At 67.0% G+C, this 15,541-nt stretch carries 11 protein-coding genes and 5 pseudogenes; 3 read left to right on the top strand and 13 right to left on the bottom strand.

The window, feature by feature from the left end; genetic code table 11:
- Nucleotides 1–339, top strand: a pseudogene (locus NI18_RS24975) (alpha/beta hydrolase); the annotation flags it as partial.
- A 28-nt stretch (nucleotides 340–367) separates the two neighbouring features.
- Here the strand turns inward: NI18_RS24975 and NI18_RS06225 are convergent.
- The 10 genes and pseudogenes from NI18_RS06225 to NI18_RS06185 form a co-directional block, all read right to left on the bottom strand.
- Nucleotides 368–2,104: a hypothetical protein gene (locus tag NI18_RS06225; protein WP_128082100.1), complete on the bottom strand. Its 1,737-nt coding sequence runs from the start codon at nucleotides 2,102–2,104 to the stop codon at nucleotides 368–370.
- A gap of 11 nt (nucleotides 2,105–2,115) precedes the next feature.
- The gene (locus tag NI18_RS06220; protein ID WP_031439689.1) at nucleotides 2,116–3,201 is read right to left on the bottom strand and encodes a chemotaxis response regulator protein-glutamate methylesterase; all 1,086 of its coding nucleotides are present in this window, start codon (nucleotides 3,199–3,201) and stop codon (nucleotides 2,116–2,118) included.
- A 3-nt stretch (nucleotides 3,202–3,204) separates the two neighbouring features.
- Complete coding sequence (locus NI18_RS06215) at nucleotides 3,205–4,017, bottom strand: protein-glutamate O-methyltransferase CheR (RefSeq protein ID WP_128082101.1); 813 nt, start codon at nucleotides 4,015–4,017, stop codon at nucleotides 3,205–3,207.
- A 133-nt stretch (nucleotides 4,018–4,150) separates the two neighbouring features.
- Nucleotides 4,151–4,627, bottom strand: coding sequence for a chemotaxis protein CheW (locus NI18_RS06210; RefSeq protein ID WP_031439691.1), 477 nt, complete (start codon nucleotides 4,625–4,627; stop codon nucleotides 4,151–4,153).
- Nucleotides 4,628–4,753: 126 nt separating this feature from the next.
- Nucleotides 4,754–4,933: a hypothetical protein gene (locus tag NI18_RS27855; RefSeq protein WP_347574809.1), complete on the bottom strand. Its 180-nt coding sequence runs from the start codon at nucleotides 4,931–4,933 to the stop codon at nucleotides 4,754–4,756.
- Nucleotides 4,934–5,052: 119 nt separating this feature from the next.
- Nucleotides 5,053–5,268: pseudogene (locus NI18_RS27850) on the bottom strand (chemotaxis protein CheW); the annotation flags it as partial.
- Between the two features lie 2 nt (nucleotides 5,269–5,270).
- Nucleotides 5,271–7,282: pseudogene (locus tag NI18_RS06200) on the bottom strand (chemotaxis protein CheA).
- The gene (locus tag NI18_RS06195; RefSeq protein WP_037528806.1) at nucleotides 7,279–7,647 is read right to left on the bottom strand and encodes a response regulator; all 369 of its coding nucleotides are present in this window, start codon (nucleotides 7,645–7,647) and stop codon (nucleotides 7,279–7,281) included. The pseudogene NI18_RS06200 and the gene NI18_RS06195 overlap by 4 nt, the downstream one beginning before the upstream one ends.
- Nucleotides 7,644–8,027, bottom strand: coding sequence for an STAS domain-containing protein (locus NI18_RS06190; protein ID WP_128082099.1), 384 nt, complete (start codon nucleotides 8,025–8,027; stop codon nucleotides 7,644–7,646). The genes NI18_RS06195 and NI18_RS06190 overlap by 4 nt, the downstream gene beginning before the upstream one ends.
- A 147-nt stretch (nucleotides 8,028–8,174) precedes the next feature.
- Entirely contained in the window at nucleotides 8,175–10,343 is a 2,169-nt protein-coding gene (locus tag NI18_RS06185; RefSeq protein WP_052149022.1) for a methyl-accepting chemotaxis protein, read from the bottom strand.
- A 300-nt stretch (nucleotides 10,344–10,643) separates the two neighbouring features.
- Between NI18_RS06185 and NI18_RS06180 the strand changes: the two genes are divergently transcribed.
- Together NI18_RS06180 and NI18_RS06175 are read left to right on the top strand one after the other, a co-directional pair.
- Entirely contained in the window at nucleotides 10,644–10,841 is a 198-nt protein-coding gene (locus NI18_RS06180; RefSeq protein WP_037528805.1) for a hypothetical protein, read from the top strand.
- A complete protein-coding gene (locus NI18_RS06175) occupies nucleotides 10,838–11,497 on the top strand; it encodes a UPF0149 family protein (RefSeq protein WP_037528804.1) in 660 nt (219 codons plus the stop codon). Before NI18_RS06180 ends, NI18_RS06175 begins: the two co-directional genes overlap by 4 nt.
- 69 nt (nucleotides 11,498–11,566) lie before the next feature.
- Here the strand turns inward: NI18_RS06175 and NI18_RS06170 are convergent, their stop codons facing one another.
- The 3 genes and pseudogenes from NI18_RS06170 to NI18_RS06160 form a co-directional block, all read right to left on the bottom strand.
- The gene (locus tag NI18_RS06170) at nucleotides 11,567–12,679 is read right to left on the bottom strand and encodes an alkene reductase (protein WP_037528801.1); all 1,113 of its coding nucleotides are present in this window, start codon (nucleotides 12,677–12,679) and stop codon (nucleotides 11,567–11,569) included.
- Nucleotides 12,680–13,013: 334 nt separating this feature from the next.
- Nucleotides 13,014–15,357: pseudogene (locus NI18_RS06165) on the bottom strand (xanthine dehydrogenase family protein molybdopterin-binding subunit).
- Nucleotides 15,354–15,541, bottom strand: a pseudogene (locus NI18_RS06160) (xanthine dehydrogenase family protein subunit M); the annotation flags it as partial. The pseudogenes NI18_RS06160 and NI18_RS06165, both read right to left, overlap by 4 nt.

The raw sequence follows: 15,541 nt of genomic DNA, 5'->3' as shown, positions 1-15,541 counted from the left end.
CGTTCGCGCCCCGAGGCCGTGCCCGCCGATTTCGCGACGCGCGGCGGCGGCGCGCTGGTGTCGCGGCCGGCAAATTTCGAGGCAGCCTCTGCCGATCTCGTCGCTGCCAATGACGACCTGCCCGACATGGTCGCGCGCTATCACGGCCTCTGGCTCCCGATCGCGATCCTCTACGGCCGCGACGACCAGATTCTCGATCCCGAGGTACATGGCGCCCGCTTCGCCGACATGGTCCCCCACGCCGAGCTGACGCTGATCGACGGCGGCCACATGATCCCGGTGACGCGGCCCGACGAGACTGCTGCGTGGATCAGGACTCAGGCCGATCGTCTCGGCTGATCGAACCAGTCGAGGACTCGCCTCGACCTCAGAACAGACCGTCGCAGTCGTCCGCCTCCTCTGACAGCGCAGCGACCTCGGCTTCGGGCTGGTCCTGGGATGGCGAAAAGCGGGCGTGCACCTGGCGTTCGCGTGCCATCGTGTAGAAAGCGTTTATCGCGTGAAAAAGCTGCTCGCCGGTGGTCGAGATACTCTGGCTCGCTTCGACCAGCGGCATTGCCAGTGCATCGAGTTTCGCATTGATGCGCGCCAGCGGCTCGGCAAAGGCGGTTTCACAGTCCAGCGTGCTGGTCATCGCCGCGACGATGTCGTGGATCGCCCCCGCATCACGGTCGAGGCCGGACATGCCCTGACGCGTGAGCAACGCCCCCGCGCGAATGACCGCGAGCGCCTCGGGCAGCGACCCTGCCGTCGCTTCGTCGCCATCGTGGGGCGAGCCGATCGCGTCGGCGGCGTCGCTCAACTGTTCGAAGGCGCTGGCGATCGATGCCGAGACAGCCTCCAGGGTGTTGACGGCACAGCGGATCTCGGTCGCGATACGGGCCAGCCCGTCGCCCTCGCGGCCCATGCGGAACGAGCGCAGATCGGAATTCCACGCCATGATCCGCACGCCGCTCGTGACCCGGTGGATCGTCGTCAGCCGGTCGCCCAGGCGTCTGACGGTGGCGGAGGCTTCGGATCCCAATTGCGTCGACCGCATGTCGGCGTCGCGCAACTGCGCGGTGACCGCATCGACATCGGCGACGCTTTGCTCGAGCAGCTGCAGGAATGCGCCATCGCTCGTCCGCTCGACGCCGCTCGATTCATGCGGTGCCACCATCGTCGCGACCTGCGTTGCGATCGCGCGGAAATTGCCGCCCAACAGACGCGATTCCTTCTGGAGATCCGCGGCCGCGTCGGCGACCTGTGCCGCGAGCATCGCCATCACCTGGCCTTCGAGCGCGCTGGCGGCAGCCGGATCGCCCGCGCGATTGAGCTCGTCGACCGCCGTACCGAGCAGGCTGCAGGCCTGCGCGACATGTTCGAGCCGCTGCCGGGTGATGTCGCCGATCTGCAATGCGCCGTGCGCCGCGGACAGCTTGCTGCGAATGTCCCGGGCAATCGTCGCGATCGTCTCGGCACGCCGCGCGGCCTCGATCTGGTTCTGCTGGAGTCCGATCGCGTCCGCGGCGAGTTTGTCGGGAACATGCGGGCACAGGCGCGCGCATTCGGACGCCAGCACGCGATTCACCTCGACGACGCAGGGAACCGTCGATGCGAGCTGCCCGACCTCCTTGCTGATCTCGTGGATCTCGCGTTCGCTGACGTCCAGTTCGGCGACCATCGCGTCGGCGAACTCGGCAAAACCGTGCGCACCGGCGGCCGCGACTTTCAGATACTGCCCGCAGATCTTCAGCAGATCGAGCGTCCGGTCGACCCGCCCGATTTCCGTCTGCACCGTTCCGCTCGCCTGCTGAAGGATGTCGAGCGAATGCTGCCGCGTCTTCTGTCGCGCGGGCAGGCTGGCGAGCTGGTCGGCATTGGCCTGCATCGTCGCGACCGCGCGGTCGGCGGCATCCCGGTCGAGCGCATTGGTGACGCTTTCGAGGCTGCCGATCAGGTTTCCGACCGTGTCATAGGCGCGTTCCAGCGAACGCCCGGCATCGACGAAGCGCTGGTCGAGCCCGCTCGCCACGCTCTCGAGCTCGGTTGCCAGCACGCTCCAGGCCGGCATTTCGTCGCCGTCCCGATCGGACTCGACAGCCCTGTGTTCGACCCATGTCATCGTCCTAGCCCCTATTGTGCCGTTGCGTGCAAGACGTCGCGGGCGATGTGATGCAACGGGACGACCCGATCGACGCCGCCCAGCGCGATCGCTTCCTTGGGCATGCCGAAGACGATCGACGTCGCCTCGTCCTGCGCGAAGGTGCGGCCGCCCGCCTGTTTCATCTCGAGCATCCCGCGCGCGCCATCGTCGCCCATGCCCGTCATGATGACGCCGATCGCGTTCGTCCCCGCAGCGGTCGCCGCCGAGCGGAACAGGACGTCGACCGATGGCCGGTGACGCGAGACCAGCGGCCCGTCGCGGACCGCGACGAAATAGCGGGTCCCGCGCCGCTCGATCATCATGTGCTTGCCGCCGGGCGCGATCAGGACGGTGCCCGGCAGGACGGGATCGCCGTCCTCGGCTTCCTTGACGGTCACGACGCACAGCGTGTTCAGCCGATTGGCAAAAGCGCGCGTGAAGTTTTCCGGCATGTGCTGAACCACGACGACACCGGGCGTGGTCGCGGGCAGCGCCGTGAGGACTTCGCGTAGGGCCTCGGTTCCCCCGGTCGATGCGCCGAGGCATACCACGCGCTCGGTCGCGCGGTTCATCACGCGACCGCTCGGGGGCGGCAGGACGGCGTCCGCGGTGAGCTTCTGCTCGAGCCGGCCCGGCCGGCTGCCATTGGACGACCGGAGCGAGACCCGCACGCGCGCCGCCGCCTTGATCACGTCGCGGATCTGGAGATTGTGATCGGCGAGATGCTCGGCGAGACCGGCACGGGGCTTCACGATGACGTCGACCGCGCCCGCCTCCAATGCCTGCAGCATCGCGTCGGAGCCCTTTTCCGTGACCGACGAGCACATCACCACGGGAAGCGGGCATTGTGCCATCAGCTTCTTCAGGAAGGTGATCCCGTCCATGCGCGGCATCTCGACATCGAGCATCATCACGTCGGGCACTTCGTCCTGGATGCGGCGGGCTGCGCTGAACGGGTCGGCGGCAGTGCCCATGACGGTGATCTCTGGATCCTCCTCTAGGATCGCCGCAAGGGCATGCCGCGCGACCGCGGAGTCGTCGACGATGAGCACACGGATCTTTCCGGAGATGGCCATGGATCAGCTCCGCTGGAAAACGGTGTGGGCGACGGGCACGAGCGGGAGGTCGTGCCCCGTGATCGATTCCGAATGCCCCAGAAACAGGTAGCCACCCGGCGCGAGCCTGCTGACGAGCTTCGAGACGACCTCATGCTGGGTCTGCTTGTCGAAATAGATGAGGACGTTGCGGCAGAAGATCAGGTGCATCGGCTCGCCGACCGGATAGACCTCGTCCATCAGGTTCAGCCGGGCGAACGCGATCGCCCGGCGCAACTCGGGTATCACGCGGACTTCGCGGCGCGCCGGATCACGCGATTCCATCAGATATTTGCGCCGCAGCGCCGCCGGAACGGGCTCTGCGAGATCGGCGGGGTAGATGCCGCGCCGGGCGATCTCGAGCACCTCGGTGTCCAGATCGGTCGCCAATATGCTGTAGGCGATGCCGCGGCGCGTGGCGGCAAACTGGTCGAGCAGCATCGCGATCGTGTAGGGCTCGGGCCCGGTCGAGCAGGCGACGCTCCAGGCACGGATCGTCCGCAGATAGGTCGCTTCCAGGCCGGGGAGGGCGACGTCGCGCAGAAAGTCGAAATGGACCGGTTCGCGGAAGAAGTCCGTCTTGTTGGTCGTCACCGCGTTGATTAGGTGGATGCCCTCCTGATCGAGATTATTGTCCGTCAGGACATGGCGACAATAGGCCTCGAGCGTATCGAACCCCAGCGCGCGTTGCCGACGCCGCAACCGCCCTTCGAGCATCGTCCGCTTGCTCGCCGGCATCCGGATCCCGGCATAGTCGAAGATATAGTCGGCGAGCTTCGCGAACTCGCGCGGGCCGATCTGGTCCGAGGCGCTCGGCGTAGATTTGACGATCGGGGAGATGAAGGACACGGGAGCCAGCTCCAGAAATGACGAGGGACCGGTCGAGGCGGCACCATGAGGATTGGGTGTCAGGGGTCGCGACGCGACCCCGTCATGCGGCGCTGGCGTGCAGGGCGTTGACCTCGGCGCTGGAGAAGATCTGCGCGACATCGACCAGCACGACGAAACCCTCGGTCCGCTTGACCACCCCCGCAATATAGCGCGACGGCCAGCGGACGCCGATATCGGGCGCCGCGCCGATCTGGCCGCGGTCGAAGGTGCTGACCTCCAGCACCCGGTCGACGACGAGGCCTAGGACCAGGTTGCGCCCATCGACGGGGACATCGATCACGAGGATCCGCGTGCTCGGCGTCGGCGCGACCGGCGGCAGGCCGAGGCGGCGTCGCAGGTCGATCGTCGTCACGCCCTCGCCGCGCAGATCGGTCAGCCCCAGCAGATAATCGGGGCCGTTCGGAATGTGGAAGGTCTCGCTCCAGTCGAGAATCTCGCGGACCAGCGTGACGGGCACCGCAAAGGTCTCGGCACCCAGCCCGAAGGTCACGGCCTGCAGCTCTCCGGCGACGCTCATGCCGCGCACCCAGCACAGGCTGCGGAGCGGGGGCGTGCCGCACCACCTGGCCGGGACCCGCGGGACCGATCAGTGGCCGTCGCCGAGCATCGTTCGATTGACCCGTACATGTCGGTCCTTCCAGCGTCAGAGGAGTGCCGGCGCGAGCACGGCGGGGGTGGCGCGGCCACCGAGCAGCGGGTCGAAGATCCGCGCGATATTGACGAGGACGATGACGCCCTGCGGCGTACGCACCAGTTCGCGGATGAAATCGCGACGCCAGCGCAGGCCGACCGTAGGCGGGGTCTCGCTGGCATCGTGGTGCAAGGTCGCGACCTCGTGCACCTTGTCGGTGCGGATGCGATCTGCGTCGGGACACCGTCGACGTCGAGCTCGACCACCACGATCCGGCTGTCCATCGTCGATTCCGCCGAGGGCAGGCCGAACGCCAGGCGCAGGTCGGCGATCGGGATGATCTTGCCCCGAAAGTTCGCGACGCTCGCGACCAGCCGGTCCGCACCCGGCACGACCGTTTCGGGCAGCAGGTCCAGGATCTCCCGGACAAGGACCGCCTCGACCGCGAACTTCTCGGCTTGCAGATCGAACGTCAGCACCTCGAGCCGGCCGTCTTCGTCCCACTGGGTTTCCGTCGTGTCTTCCATGGTCATGCAACGGCGCGAAGCCGCTCCTCCTGATGCTGGCCCAGCGCGACGAGCTGGACGACGTCGAGAATCAGCGCGACGCCGCCATCGCCGAGGATTGTCGCGCCGGCGAAGGTCGGGACGTTGCAGTGCACCGCCGACATCGGCTTGATCACGGTCTGGTGGCTGCCGATGATCTGATCGACCACCAGCCCGACCCGCTCGGTGCCGGTCGCGATGATGACGATCTTCTGGTGGACGCTGGGCTTCGTCCCCGTCGCGAACATCTCGCGCAGCCGGACGAACGGAACGAGCCGATCGCGCAGCGTGATGAAGCTCCGCCCGCGCGAACGCAGGTCTTCCTCGAGGCTGAGTTCGATGCATTCCTCGACCACGGCGAGCGGAATGACGTAGCGACCGTCGCCGACCCGGATCAGCAGCCCGTCGATGATCGCGAGGGTCAGCGGGATGCGCAGCGACATCGCCGATCCCTGGCCCGATACGCTCGCCACCTCGATCGTGCCGCGCAGGCTCTCGATCGTGCGTTTGACCACGTCCATCCCGACGCCGCGACCCGACAGGCTGGTGATCTGCGGTGCGGTCGAGAAGCCGGGATGGAAGATCATCTGGAGCAACTCCTGGTCGCTCACGATCTGTCCCGGCTGGAGCAGGCCGTGCGCCTCGGCCTTGGCGCGCACGCGCTCGCGGTCGATCCCGTGGCCGTCGTCGCGGATCGTGATGACGACCTCGCCACCCTCCTGACGCGCGGACAGCCGAACCTGCCCGACCTCGGGCTTCCCTGCGGCAAGGCGCCGCTCGGGCGGTTCGATCCCGTGATCGCAGGCGTTGCGGATCAGGTGGATCAGCGGATCGGCGAGCCGTTCGATCACCGTCTTGTCGACCTCGGTCGTCTCGCCGTCGGTCGACAGCTCGATCGTCTTGCCGGTATCGCGCGCGATGTCGTGGACGAGGCGGCGGAAGCGGCCGAACAGCGTGGCGACGGGCACCATGCGGAGCACCATCACCGTGTCTCGCAATTCGCTCGCCAGCCGCTCGATCTCCTCGGAGATGGAGCGAAGCGCGACGTCCGTCGCGTTGCTGCCGCTGCTATGCGCGAGCTGCGACAGCCGGCTCTGGACGATGACGAGTTCGCCCACCCGGTCCATCAGCAGGTCGAGGCGTTCGGCTGGTACCCGAACGCTTTCGCCGGTCTTGGGCGCGCCCCGGCCGTTCTGGGTGGTGGCCGGGTCGCGATCCTGCACCGGTGGCATCGTGTCGACCCGTGCGGGCGGGAGCGCAGACGGCGTCGTGCCCGCGTCGGACGGCGGCGCGGCGTCATCCACAGCGTCGCACGACGTGTCGCCGATCGCTTGATCTGAAGGTCCAGGTCGTCGAGCACGAAGATGAAGACGTCCTCGAGGTCATCCCGCGACACCGCGCCGCGCACTTCGATATCCCAGCCGATATGGCATTCGGTCGGCACCAGCTCGGCAAGCGGCGGCACCTGGTCGGTCCGCGCGACGATCCGGCAGTCGCCGAGCGTGCGCAATTCATCGAGCAGCGCGAGCGGGTTGATGCCATTCTGCATCGCTTCGGGGGGCAGGCGGAGCGACAGCTGCCACCCCTGCAAAACGGGCGGCGCCTCCGGCGTCGGCGCGGGTGCGCCGTCCAGCGCCGCCTGCAGCTTTGCCAGGATCGCGTCACCCTCCGCCTTGCGGTCAGTCGCGTCGCCCTCGATCAGCGCGCGCATGTGATCCTGCGCGGACAGAATGACCGCGATCAGCTGTGGCGTGGCGGGGGTCAGGTTCTTGCGGACGCGGTCGAAGGCGGTCTCGCAGTGATGCGTGAAGCTGGCCAGCGCGTCGAAGCCGAACATCGCGCCCGAGCCCTTGAGCGTGTGCAGCCCGCGGAACACTGCGTCGATCAGCTCGTGATCGTTCAGCCGGTGACCGAGATCGAGCAAGCCCTGCTCGACCTGTTCGAGCACTTCGCCCGCCTCGACGCGGAATGCGGCGACGGGGTCGTTCTGGCTCACCGTCCGAGGACCTTGCGCACGACCCGGACCAGCTGTTCAGGAACGAACGGCTTGACCAGCCAGCCGGTCGCGCCGGCGGCCTTGGCCTGCTGCTTCATCGCATCCTCGGATTCGGTGGTGAGGAACAGGATCGGGGTACCGCATTGCGCGGGGTTCTTGCGCAGCGCGCGGATCATCGACAGCCCGTCCATGTTGGGCATGTTGAGATCGGTGATGATCATGTCGAAGCGGCTGCCGCTGGCCTTGCTCAGGCCCTGCGCGCCGTCGGCGGCCTCGCTGACGGTGTAGCCAGCCCCGGTCAGCGCCATGCGGATGGCGACGCGTATGCTGGTGGAATCATCGACGATAAGGATGGATGCGCTCATCGCGGCAAATCTCCGTGAAACCAGAAATTCTGATCGGCTGATGGGATATCGGTGAGGAAGCCCGCGCGCTCGAGCAGCGCCGCCAGCGCGTCGTGCACCGGCATTGCAAGGCGCAGGGACTTGCCGTCGCGTTCGGCCTGACGGCGCGCCGCGCAGACGAGCTGCAAAAGGCTGACATCGGCTTCGGCAACGGCGGAGAGATCGAGTTCGATCGCGTCATGCTGCTCGAGCTGTGACGCGAGGTCCGCGGCGAAGGGCACCACCGAGCTGGTCGTGACGGTGGCCGGTACAAGGATGATTTGCGCCATGCGTTCCCCCATTCTCTCCGACCGGCAGCTTCGCGCGGCCGGGTCCGCTGGTTCATTATAGACGGCGGCCAAGAGGTCCGTTCCGGACCCATCGCTTATTTTCGATCAGGTCGTCATTAACGCCGCAAGGCGATCGCGCCCGACGGCGCGATCGCCTCACCACAGCGTCAGCGGTTGCGTCTGATTACCGGCTAGGCCGCCCGTTGAAGCAATCCGCGCTCAGGCCGCCTGCGCGCCGAAAGCATCGTCGTCGGCGTCGGTGCCACCCTTGATCAGATCGAGCGCGAAGCCGTTCACGCGGGCCTGCTGGTCGGCGATAGAATTGGGCTTTGGCCGCTTGGCCTTGGCGCTTGGCCGTGCGGCGATCGGGCTGCGCGCGCTCACCTTGCGCTGCACCGCCGGGGCCGGCCGGCGATGGCCAAGGTCCGCCCCGCCGCCGGTCCGGAAATAGGCGATGCTGGCCTGGAGTTCCTCGGCCTGCGAGGCGAGCTCCTCCGACGTCGCGGTGATCTGTTCGGACGCACCGGCATTCTGCTGACTGATCAGGTCGAGCTGCTGGATCGCTTCGTTGATCTGTGCCGCGCCGATGTCCTGTTCACGGCATGCCGCGCTGATCTCGGCGACGAGTTCGGCGGTGCGGCTGATGTCGGGCACCAGCTTGGTCAGCATGTCGCCGGCTTCGGTCGCCGCGGCGACGGTCTGCGAGGACACCGATCCGATCTCTGCCGCTGCGACCTGACTGCGTTCCGCGAGCTTGCGGACTTCCGAGGCGACGACGGCAAAACCTCGGCCATGTTCACCGGCGCGCGCCGCCTCGACCGCGGCGTTCAGTGCTAGCAGATCGGTCTGCCGGGCGATCTCCTGGACGATACCGATCTTCTCGGCGATCGTCCGCATCGCGTTGACCGCGCGCTGGACCGCGATCCCGCTGAGTTCGGCGTCCTTCGCCGACTGGCGGGCGATCTTTTCGGTCTGCGCGGCATTGTCCGCGCTCTGCTTGATGTTGGCGGCAATCTCTTCCATCGCCGAAGACGCTTCTTCGGCAGCCGCCGCCTGCTCGGTCGCGCCTTGCGAGACCTGCTCGGAACTGGCCGACAGCTCCTGGCTTCCGGCCGAGACGTTGTCGGCGGCGCCGCTGGCCTTGCCGACGACGTTGCGCAATTGCTCGATCATCCGCACCAGCGCCTGGCCGAGGACATCCTTGTCGGACATGGGCTGGTGCGACACCGCCAGATCGCCATCGGCAATCTTGTCGGCCAGATCGGCACTCACCCGCAGATTGTCGACCATCCGCACGATCGCCTGTCCAAGCGTATCCTGATCGGACAATGGCTGATGTGCAAAGCTCAGATCACCGTCGGCGATCTTGTCGGCGAGACTGGCGCTTACCCGCAGATTGTCGACCAGCGCGTTGATCGAATCCTTCATGCGGCGGTGGTCGCCCTGGCAGGGGATCTCGACCATCTCGCGCAGGTCGCCGACGCTGGCGAGGTTCAGGACGCGATTGCCCTCCTCGATCGGCAGCAGCGTCGCGTCGAGCATCGCGTTGATCCCGCAGACCAGTCCGGCGAAATCGCCAACGAAGCGCGTCTCGTCACCGCGCTGGCCGAGCTCGCCCGCGGTCGATGCCTTGATCAGCCGTTCCACCTCGCCGATGATGTCGCGCAGGTTGCGCCGCAGCGTCTCGACGGTGTCGTTGATGAACGCCTTCTTGCCGGGAAAGGCTTCGAGCGGCGCGTCGAAATTGCCTTCGCCAAACGCCTTGATGCAGGCCATCGCCTTCTTTTTTACGGCGATATGGTTGGCGACCATGGTATTGACGCCGCGCGCCATGGTGCCGAAGTCGCCCTTGAACCGGTCGGCCGCGACGATGACGTCGATGTCGCCCTTGTCGTGCTCGGAGGACATGTGGTTCAGTTCGCTGATCAGGCCCTGCAGATTTGCGCGCAGCGTCTCGATCGTCTCGTTGATGAACGCCTTCTTGCCCGGGAAACGCTCTAGCGGGGCGGCGAAATTACCCTCGCTGAATTCCCTGACGCAGGCCATCGCGGATCTTTTGACCGCGATGTGGCTGCCGACCAGAAGGTTGAGCCGCTTGGCCATGACCGCGAACGTCCCGTGAAACTCGTCGATCGGCAGGATGGCGTCGATATCGCCCTTGTCATGCGCAGCGCTCCAGTCGTCGATCCGGGCGCTCAACTGGCCAACCGGGCGCAGCGCGCGATCGAGCATCTGGTTGATCGCGCAAAGCACCGTCTGGGTCTGGCCGTTGGCGAGCGAAGTATTCGCCCGTTGCGAAAAGTCACCATCGGCAAACATGCTCTCGAGGCGCGCCAATTCGGACGTGAGGACGTCTGACGAGACGCCGCCGAGGATCTTTGCCAACATCAACGGATTCCTTTGTGCTGCATCATGTGAATCGATAGCTCAAACAAACTGGCGGCGATTTGCCGTCGTCTAAATCTCACACGTCACGCCGATCTGGCCGCCAGCCGCGGAATCGGGGGACCGCCCATCAAGGTCAGCTTGATTATAGAGCGGTCAGGGCAGGGACGGTTTGGAGCGCGCGACAATTTTCGAGATTGCGATCCGGTGCGCCAAGAGGCTGCCACCCGCACGTCGATGCGTGCCGGATCATGGACGTGGTCTGCGCCTGTAAATCCTGACCGGTTCTGCTAGTGGACGGCGATGCTCAAAATACGAACCAAGCGCCAGGGGATGGTGACGGCGCGCGCGCTCGATCGGCTTGCGGCCGTCGAGGACTCGGTGAATGCTCTCGGCGACGAGGATCTGCTCGACCTCGCGGACATTTTCGCTGCGGGCGAGGCGACCCCGCTGCGCGAGATGGCGCAGGCCGAGATGCGCCGCCGCGCGCTCAGCCTGTGAAGCGATTCCCGTCGCGCTTCCGGCGCCTCGATGGCGCGCTCGCCGATCTCGCCGTCGAGGAACCGATGTTGCTCACCGAGCTCGACGGCTTCCTCACCGGGCTGCTGATCTCCCCGGAGGCGATCGCGCCGGGCGAGTGGATGACGGTGATCTGGGGAAGCGAGTCCGATGGCACGCCGCCCTTCGAGGATCCGCTCGACGTGCAATGGTTCGCCGATGCGGTGGCGGCGCGACGTGATGAGATCGCGCGCGACCTTGCCCGCGGCAAGCTTCAACCGATCTTCGACGTCGATGAGCGCGATGGTGAAGTTCTGTGGGAATATTGGATCGACGGCCTGACCGATGCGGTCGCGTTGCGCCCCGCGGCCTGGGATGCGCTGGCCGACGACCCCGCAAGGGCGGCCCCGTGGTCGCAGCTGGCAACGCTGATCGCGGTCGCGGGCAATGAGAGCGACCTCGACAGCGTTGAGATCAACGCGCTTCAGGACCGGGCGCCGGCCGAACTGACCGACGCCGTTCAGCGCTTGTACGCAGCGCAGGTGAGCGTCGCCGGCCCGTCGTCACCCGACGCATCGGCGACGACGGCATCGAAAGTCGGCCGCAACGATCCGTGCCCTTGCGGGTCGGGGAAAAAGCACAAGCGCTGCTGTGGCTGATCGGGGACGAGGGCGGCACGATGTGTGCCGGCCCCGCGTCCCCTCGGTCACCTCAGGCGCTCTGCCGCATTACGCGAGCTCGATCTTCCCGTTCATGCCGGGCCAGTCCGAATAGCCGACGGCGCCGCCGCCATACCAATATTGCTTCGGCGCCTCGGCCAGCGGCGCGCCGGTGCGCAGCCGGTCGACGAGATCGGGATTGGCGAGGAAGGGGCGACCGAAGCTGAACAGGTCGGCATTGCCTTCTGCCAGCGTCTTTTCGGCAAGCTCCAGCGTATACTGGTTGTTGGCGATATACGCGCCCGAGAAGCGTTTGCGCAGCGCCTGGAAGTCGACGCCGTCCGGCACGTCGCGCGTCTGCTGGGTCACGCCTTCGATATCGTGGATGTACAGCAGCCCGATCTCCGACAGGGCATCGACGAACGTGTCGAAGGTCCGCCCGACCTGGCTGTCGAGCGGGGTCTTGCCCGGCTCGGTCGTCGCGGGCGAGATGCGGATCCCGACGCGGTTTGCGCCCCAGACATCGACGACGGCGCGAACGACGTCGAGCGGGAAGCGCAACCGGTTCTCGATCGTGCCGCCATAGACGTCGCTGCGCTGGTTGGTGCTGTCGCGGATGAACTGTTCGAGCAGATAGTTGTTCGCGGCATGGACCTCGACGCCGTCAAACCCCGCGGCCTTCGCCTGTTCGGCAGCGCGGCGGTAATCCTCGACGATCGCGGGGATCTCGTCCGTCTCCAGCGCGCGCGGGGTGACGAAATCCTTCATCCCGTCGTTCGTGAAGGCCTGGCCCTCCGCCTTGATCGCGGACGGCGCGACGGGGAGCGCGCCGTCGTGGAGATCGGGATGCGAGATGCGGCCGGTGTGCCACAGCTGCAGGAAGATCGCCCCGCCACGCCGATGGACGGCCTCGACGATCGGCGTCCATGCGGCGACCTGCGCGTCCGACCAGATGCCGGGCGTCATCGCATAGCCGCGCGCCTGCGACGAGATGTTGGTCGCTTCGCTGATGATGAGGCCGGCATCGGCACGCTGCGCATAATAGTCGGCGGCAAAGTCGGGCGGTACACCCTCGTCGCTCGAGCGGCTGCGCGTCAGCGGCGCCATGACGATACGGTTCTGCAGTCGCAGTTCGCCGATCGTGACGGGCTGCAGGACGGGGCTGTCGGTCTGGTCGGACATGATCTGATCTTCCGTTGGCGTGGGGGAAAAGGGGGGCAGCAAGCTGTAACGCGCGAGCAGCCGCTAGATCCCGGCACGGCGGTAAGGGGAAGTGTCATCGCGACAGAACAGGACGACCTTCCGTATCCGGTTATGAGACACGGGCGCGGGTGTCGATGCTCGACCCCAACGGGATTTAGGCGATCACGGGCGGCTGTTGCTTCGGGGTCATCCGAAATCGCGTCACGAAGGCGCTCGAGGCCGCAAACGGTTCGCAACGCGGCGGGTGGGGCAGCACAGCGCCGGTCGGCGACCGCCCGACCGGCGCGTGTCGCGCTTCCCCTAAAGGGCCACCCTATAGCAGCTTGTCGAGGGTGATCGGCAGATCGCGGACGCGCTTGCCGGTGGCGTTGTAGACCGCGTTGGCGACCGCCGCCGCGACGCCGGTGATGCCGATCTCGCCGATCCCGTGCGCACCCATCGGTGTGTGGGGATCGGCGATATCGGTCCAGATGACGTCGATTTCCGGAACGTCGAGGTGCACGGGGATGTGGTATTCGGCGAGGCTGGGGTTCATGACCCGGCCGTTGCGCTCGTCGAACTGCGTCTCCTCCATCAGCGCCATGCCGAGCCCCATGATGATCCCGCCGCGGAACTGGCTCTTTGCCGTCTTGGGGTTGAGGATGCGCCCGCAGTCGAACGATCCGAGGATGCGGCTGACCCGTGTCTCACCGGTAATCGCATTGACCCGCACCTCGCAGAAGATCGCGCTGTGCGAGTGCATCGACCAGTGCATCAGTTCGAGCGGTTGCGACGCCGCCGCGGTGACGGTGACGCTGTCGCGCTGCGCACGCGTCAGGATCGAGGCGTAGCTTTCACGCTGCGACGGGTCGTCGATCTTCGCCAGCCCGGCATCCTCGCTGCCAACCGTATCCGCCGACAGCCCCGCGAGGGGCGAGTCGTTGCCGGCCAGCTTGAGCAGCTCGGCGACCAGTGCGTTATGCGCCGCGATGACGGCCGCGCCGATCGCCGCGGTCTGCTGCGATCCCCCCCGCCATGATCGCGCCCGGGATCGAAGAGTCGCCATAGCCGACCTCGACCTGATCGAGCGACAGACCCAGTCGTTCCGCGCCGACGATCGCGGTGGTGGTCGAGGTCCCCATGCCCATTTCCGCCGCCGCGACCTCGATCAGCGCGCGCACGGCGTCGCCGTCCCGCGTGAGGGTGATGCGCGCCTGTGCGCCGGGCATCCGGTAATAGGGATAGGTCCCTGTCGCGCAGCCCATGCCGATCTGCCATTCGCCATCGCGGCGCGTGGCCGGTTCGACACTGCGATCCGCCCAGCCGAAATGATCCGCACCGTTGCGCCACGCCTCGACGATATGGCGCGAGGAGAAGGCGAGGCCCGACGTCGGGTCCTTCTCCGGCTCGTTGCGGATTCGCAGCTCGACCGGGTCGATGCCCAGATCGACCGCGAGTTCGTCGACCGCGCATTCCAGCGCGAAGGTACCGACCGCCTCGCCCGGTGCGCGCATGAAGGTGTTGGCCAGCATGTTCATCCGCGCGATATCGACCTGCAGGCTGATATTGGGGCAGGCATAGGCGGCGCGCGTGCCGAGGATGAACGGCTCGGGCATGTTGTTGTGCGGCGTCATGATCGACAGCCCGGTGTGGACCAGCGCATCGAAGCGGCCCTCCGCGGTCGCGCCGATCGCCACCCGCTGCTCGGTGAGGGATCGCCCGCCGACGACGCGGTACACGCCCTCGCGCGACAGCGTGATCCGCACCGGGCGGCCTGCCAGCTTCGCCGCGGCGGCACCGATGATCTGGTGATCCCACAACCCCTTGCAGCCAAAACCGCCGCCGACATAGGGCGAGGTCAACCGGACGTTGTCGGGCTTTAGATCGAAGACCTCGCCGATCGTCTGCGCCTGGGCGGTGACCATCTGGCTCGGGTCGTGGATCACCAGCGCGCCGTCGATCCATGCGATCGTCGCGGCATGCGGTTCGATCGGGTTGTGGTTGTGGCGCGGGGTGCGATAGATCTGATCGACGACATGCGGCGCCGTGGCGAGCGCGGCGTCGGCATCGCCGATCCGGTTGTGCAGCGGCTGGCCCATGAACAGGCCCGGTTCGCGACCGTTCGCCTTCGCGCCCTCGAGGCTGGTCGTCGACGGCTCCGCGGCATAGGTGAAGCCGAGCAGCGAGGCGGCATGGTCGGCCTGTTCCTGAGTCTCGGCGAGGACGCAGGCGATCGGCTGCCCGTTCCAGTGGATGCGGTCGTCCTGCAGGATCGGCAGGTCGGCGGGGCCCACCGCGGTCGGGGACGAGCCGAACACGCCCGGCGTGTTCATCCGTGGCGCGTTGAGGTGGGTCATCACCAGGACGACACCCGGCGCGGCTTCCGCGGCCGCGCTGTCGATCGCCGTGATCCGGCCGCGCGGGATCGTCGCATAGGCGAGTGCCGCATAGGCCAAGTCGTCGAAGCGGAACTCCGCGGCGAAGCCTGCCTCGCCCTTGACCTTCAGCGCGCCGTCGCGCCGCGATACCGGCGTACCGATCAGCCCGTGCTTGTGTGCGATCAGCGGATCGGGCCGGCCGCCGGGAATCCAGCTGTCGGGTGCCAGCGGAACGAGCTTCTCCATCGCGCCCTGCATCAGGCCCTGCGCCGCCTGCTTTGCGCTATCGATGATGCTCATGCCACGTCTCCCTTCGCCAGCTCGGCCAGCACCGCGGCCAGCGTTCGCGTCGCCAGTTCGGGCTTGAACGCATTGTCGCGAAGCGGCCGCGCATCGGCGAACTCCGCGGCTGCGGCCGCCCGGAAGGCGGCCTCGTTGGGCAGCTCGCCGCGCAGCGCGGCCTCTGCCTTGGTCGCGCGCCTTG

This window comes from Sphingomonas sp. Ant20 (assembly GCF_000783375.1).
Taxonomy (GTDB): domain Bacteria; phylum Pseudomonadota; class Alphaproteobacteria; order Sphingomonadales; family Sphingomonadaceae; genus Sphingomonas; species Sphingomonas aerolata.
This window is presented reverse-complemented; position numbering and strand designations above follow the sequence as displayed.

What these genes read in the sequence shown, in the direction of transcription:
- NI18_RS06225 (WP_128082100.1), bottom strand. Translation starts at nt 2,104, where the DNA reads ATGACATGGGTCGAACACAGGGCTGTCGAGTCCGATCGGGACGGCGAC.
- NI18_RS06220 (WP_031439689.1), bottom strand. Translation starts at nt 3,201, where the DNA reads ATGGCCATCTCCGGAAAGATCCGTGTGCTCATCGTCGACGACTCCGCG.
- NI18_RS06210 (WP_031439691.1), bottom strand. Translation starts at nt 4,627, where the DNA reads ATGAGCGTCGCCGGAGAGCTGCAGGCCGTGACCTTCGGGCTGGGTGCC.
- NI18_RS06195 (WP_037528806.1), bottom strand. Translation starts at nt 7,647, where the DNA reads ATGAGCGCATCCATCCTTATCGTCGATGATTCCACCAGCATACGCGTC.
- NI18_RS06185 (WP_052149022.1), bottom strand. Translation starts at nt 10,343, where the DNA reads ATGTTGGCAAAGATCCTCGGCGGCGTCTCGTCAGACGTCCTCACGTCC.
- NI18_RS06180 (WP_037528805.1), top strand. Translation starts at nt 10,644, where the DNA reads ATGCTCAAAATACGAACCAAGCGCCAGGGGATGGTGACGGCGCGCGCG.
- NI18_RS06170 (WP_037528801.1), bottom strand. Translation starts at nt 12,679, where the DNA reads ATGTCCGACCAGACCGACAGCCCCGTCCTGCAGCCCGTCACGATCGGC.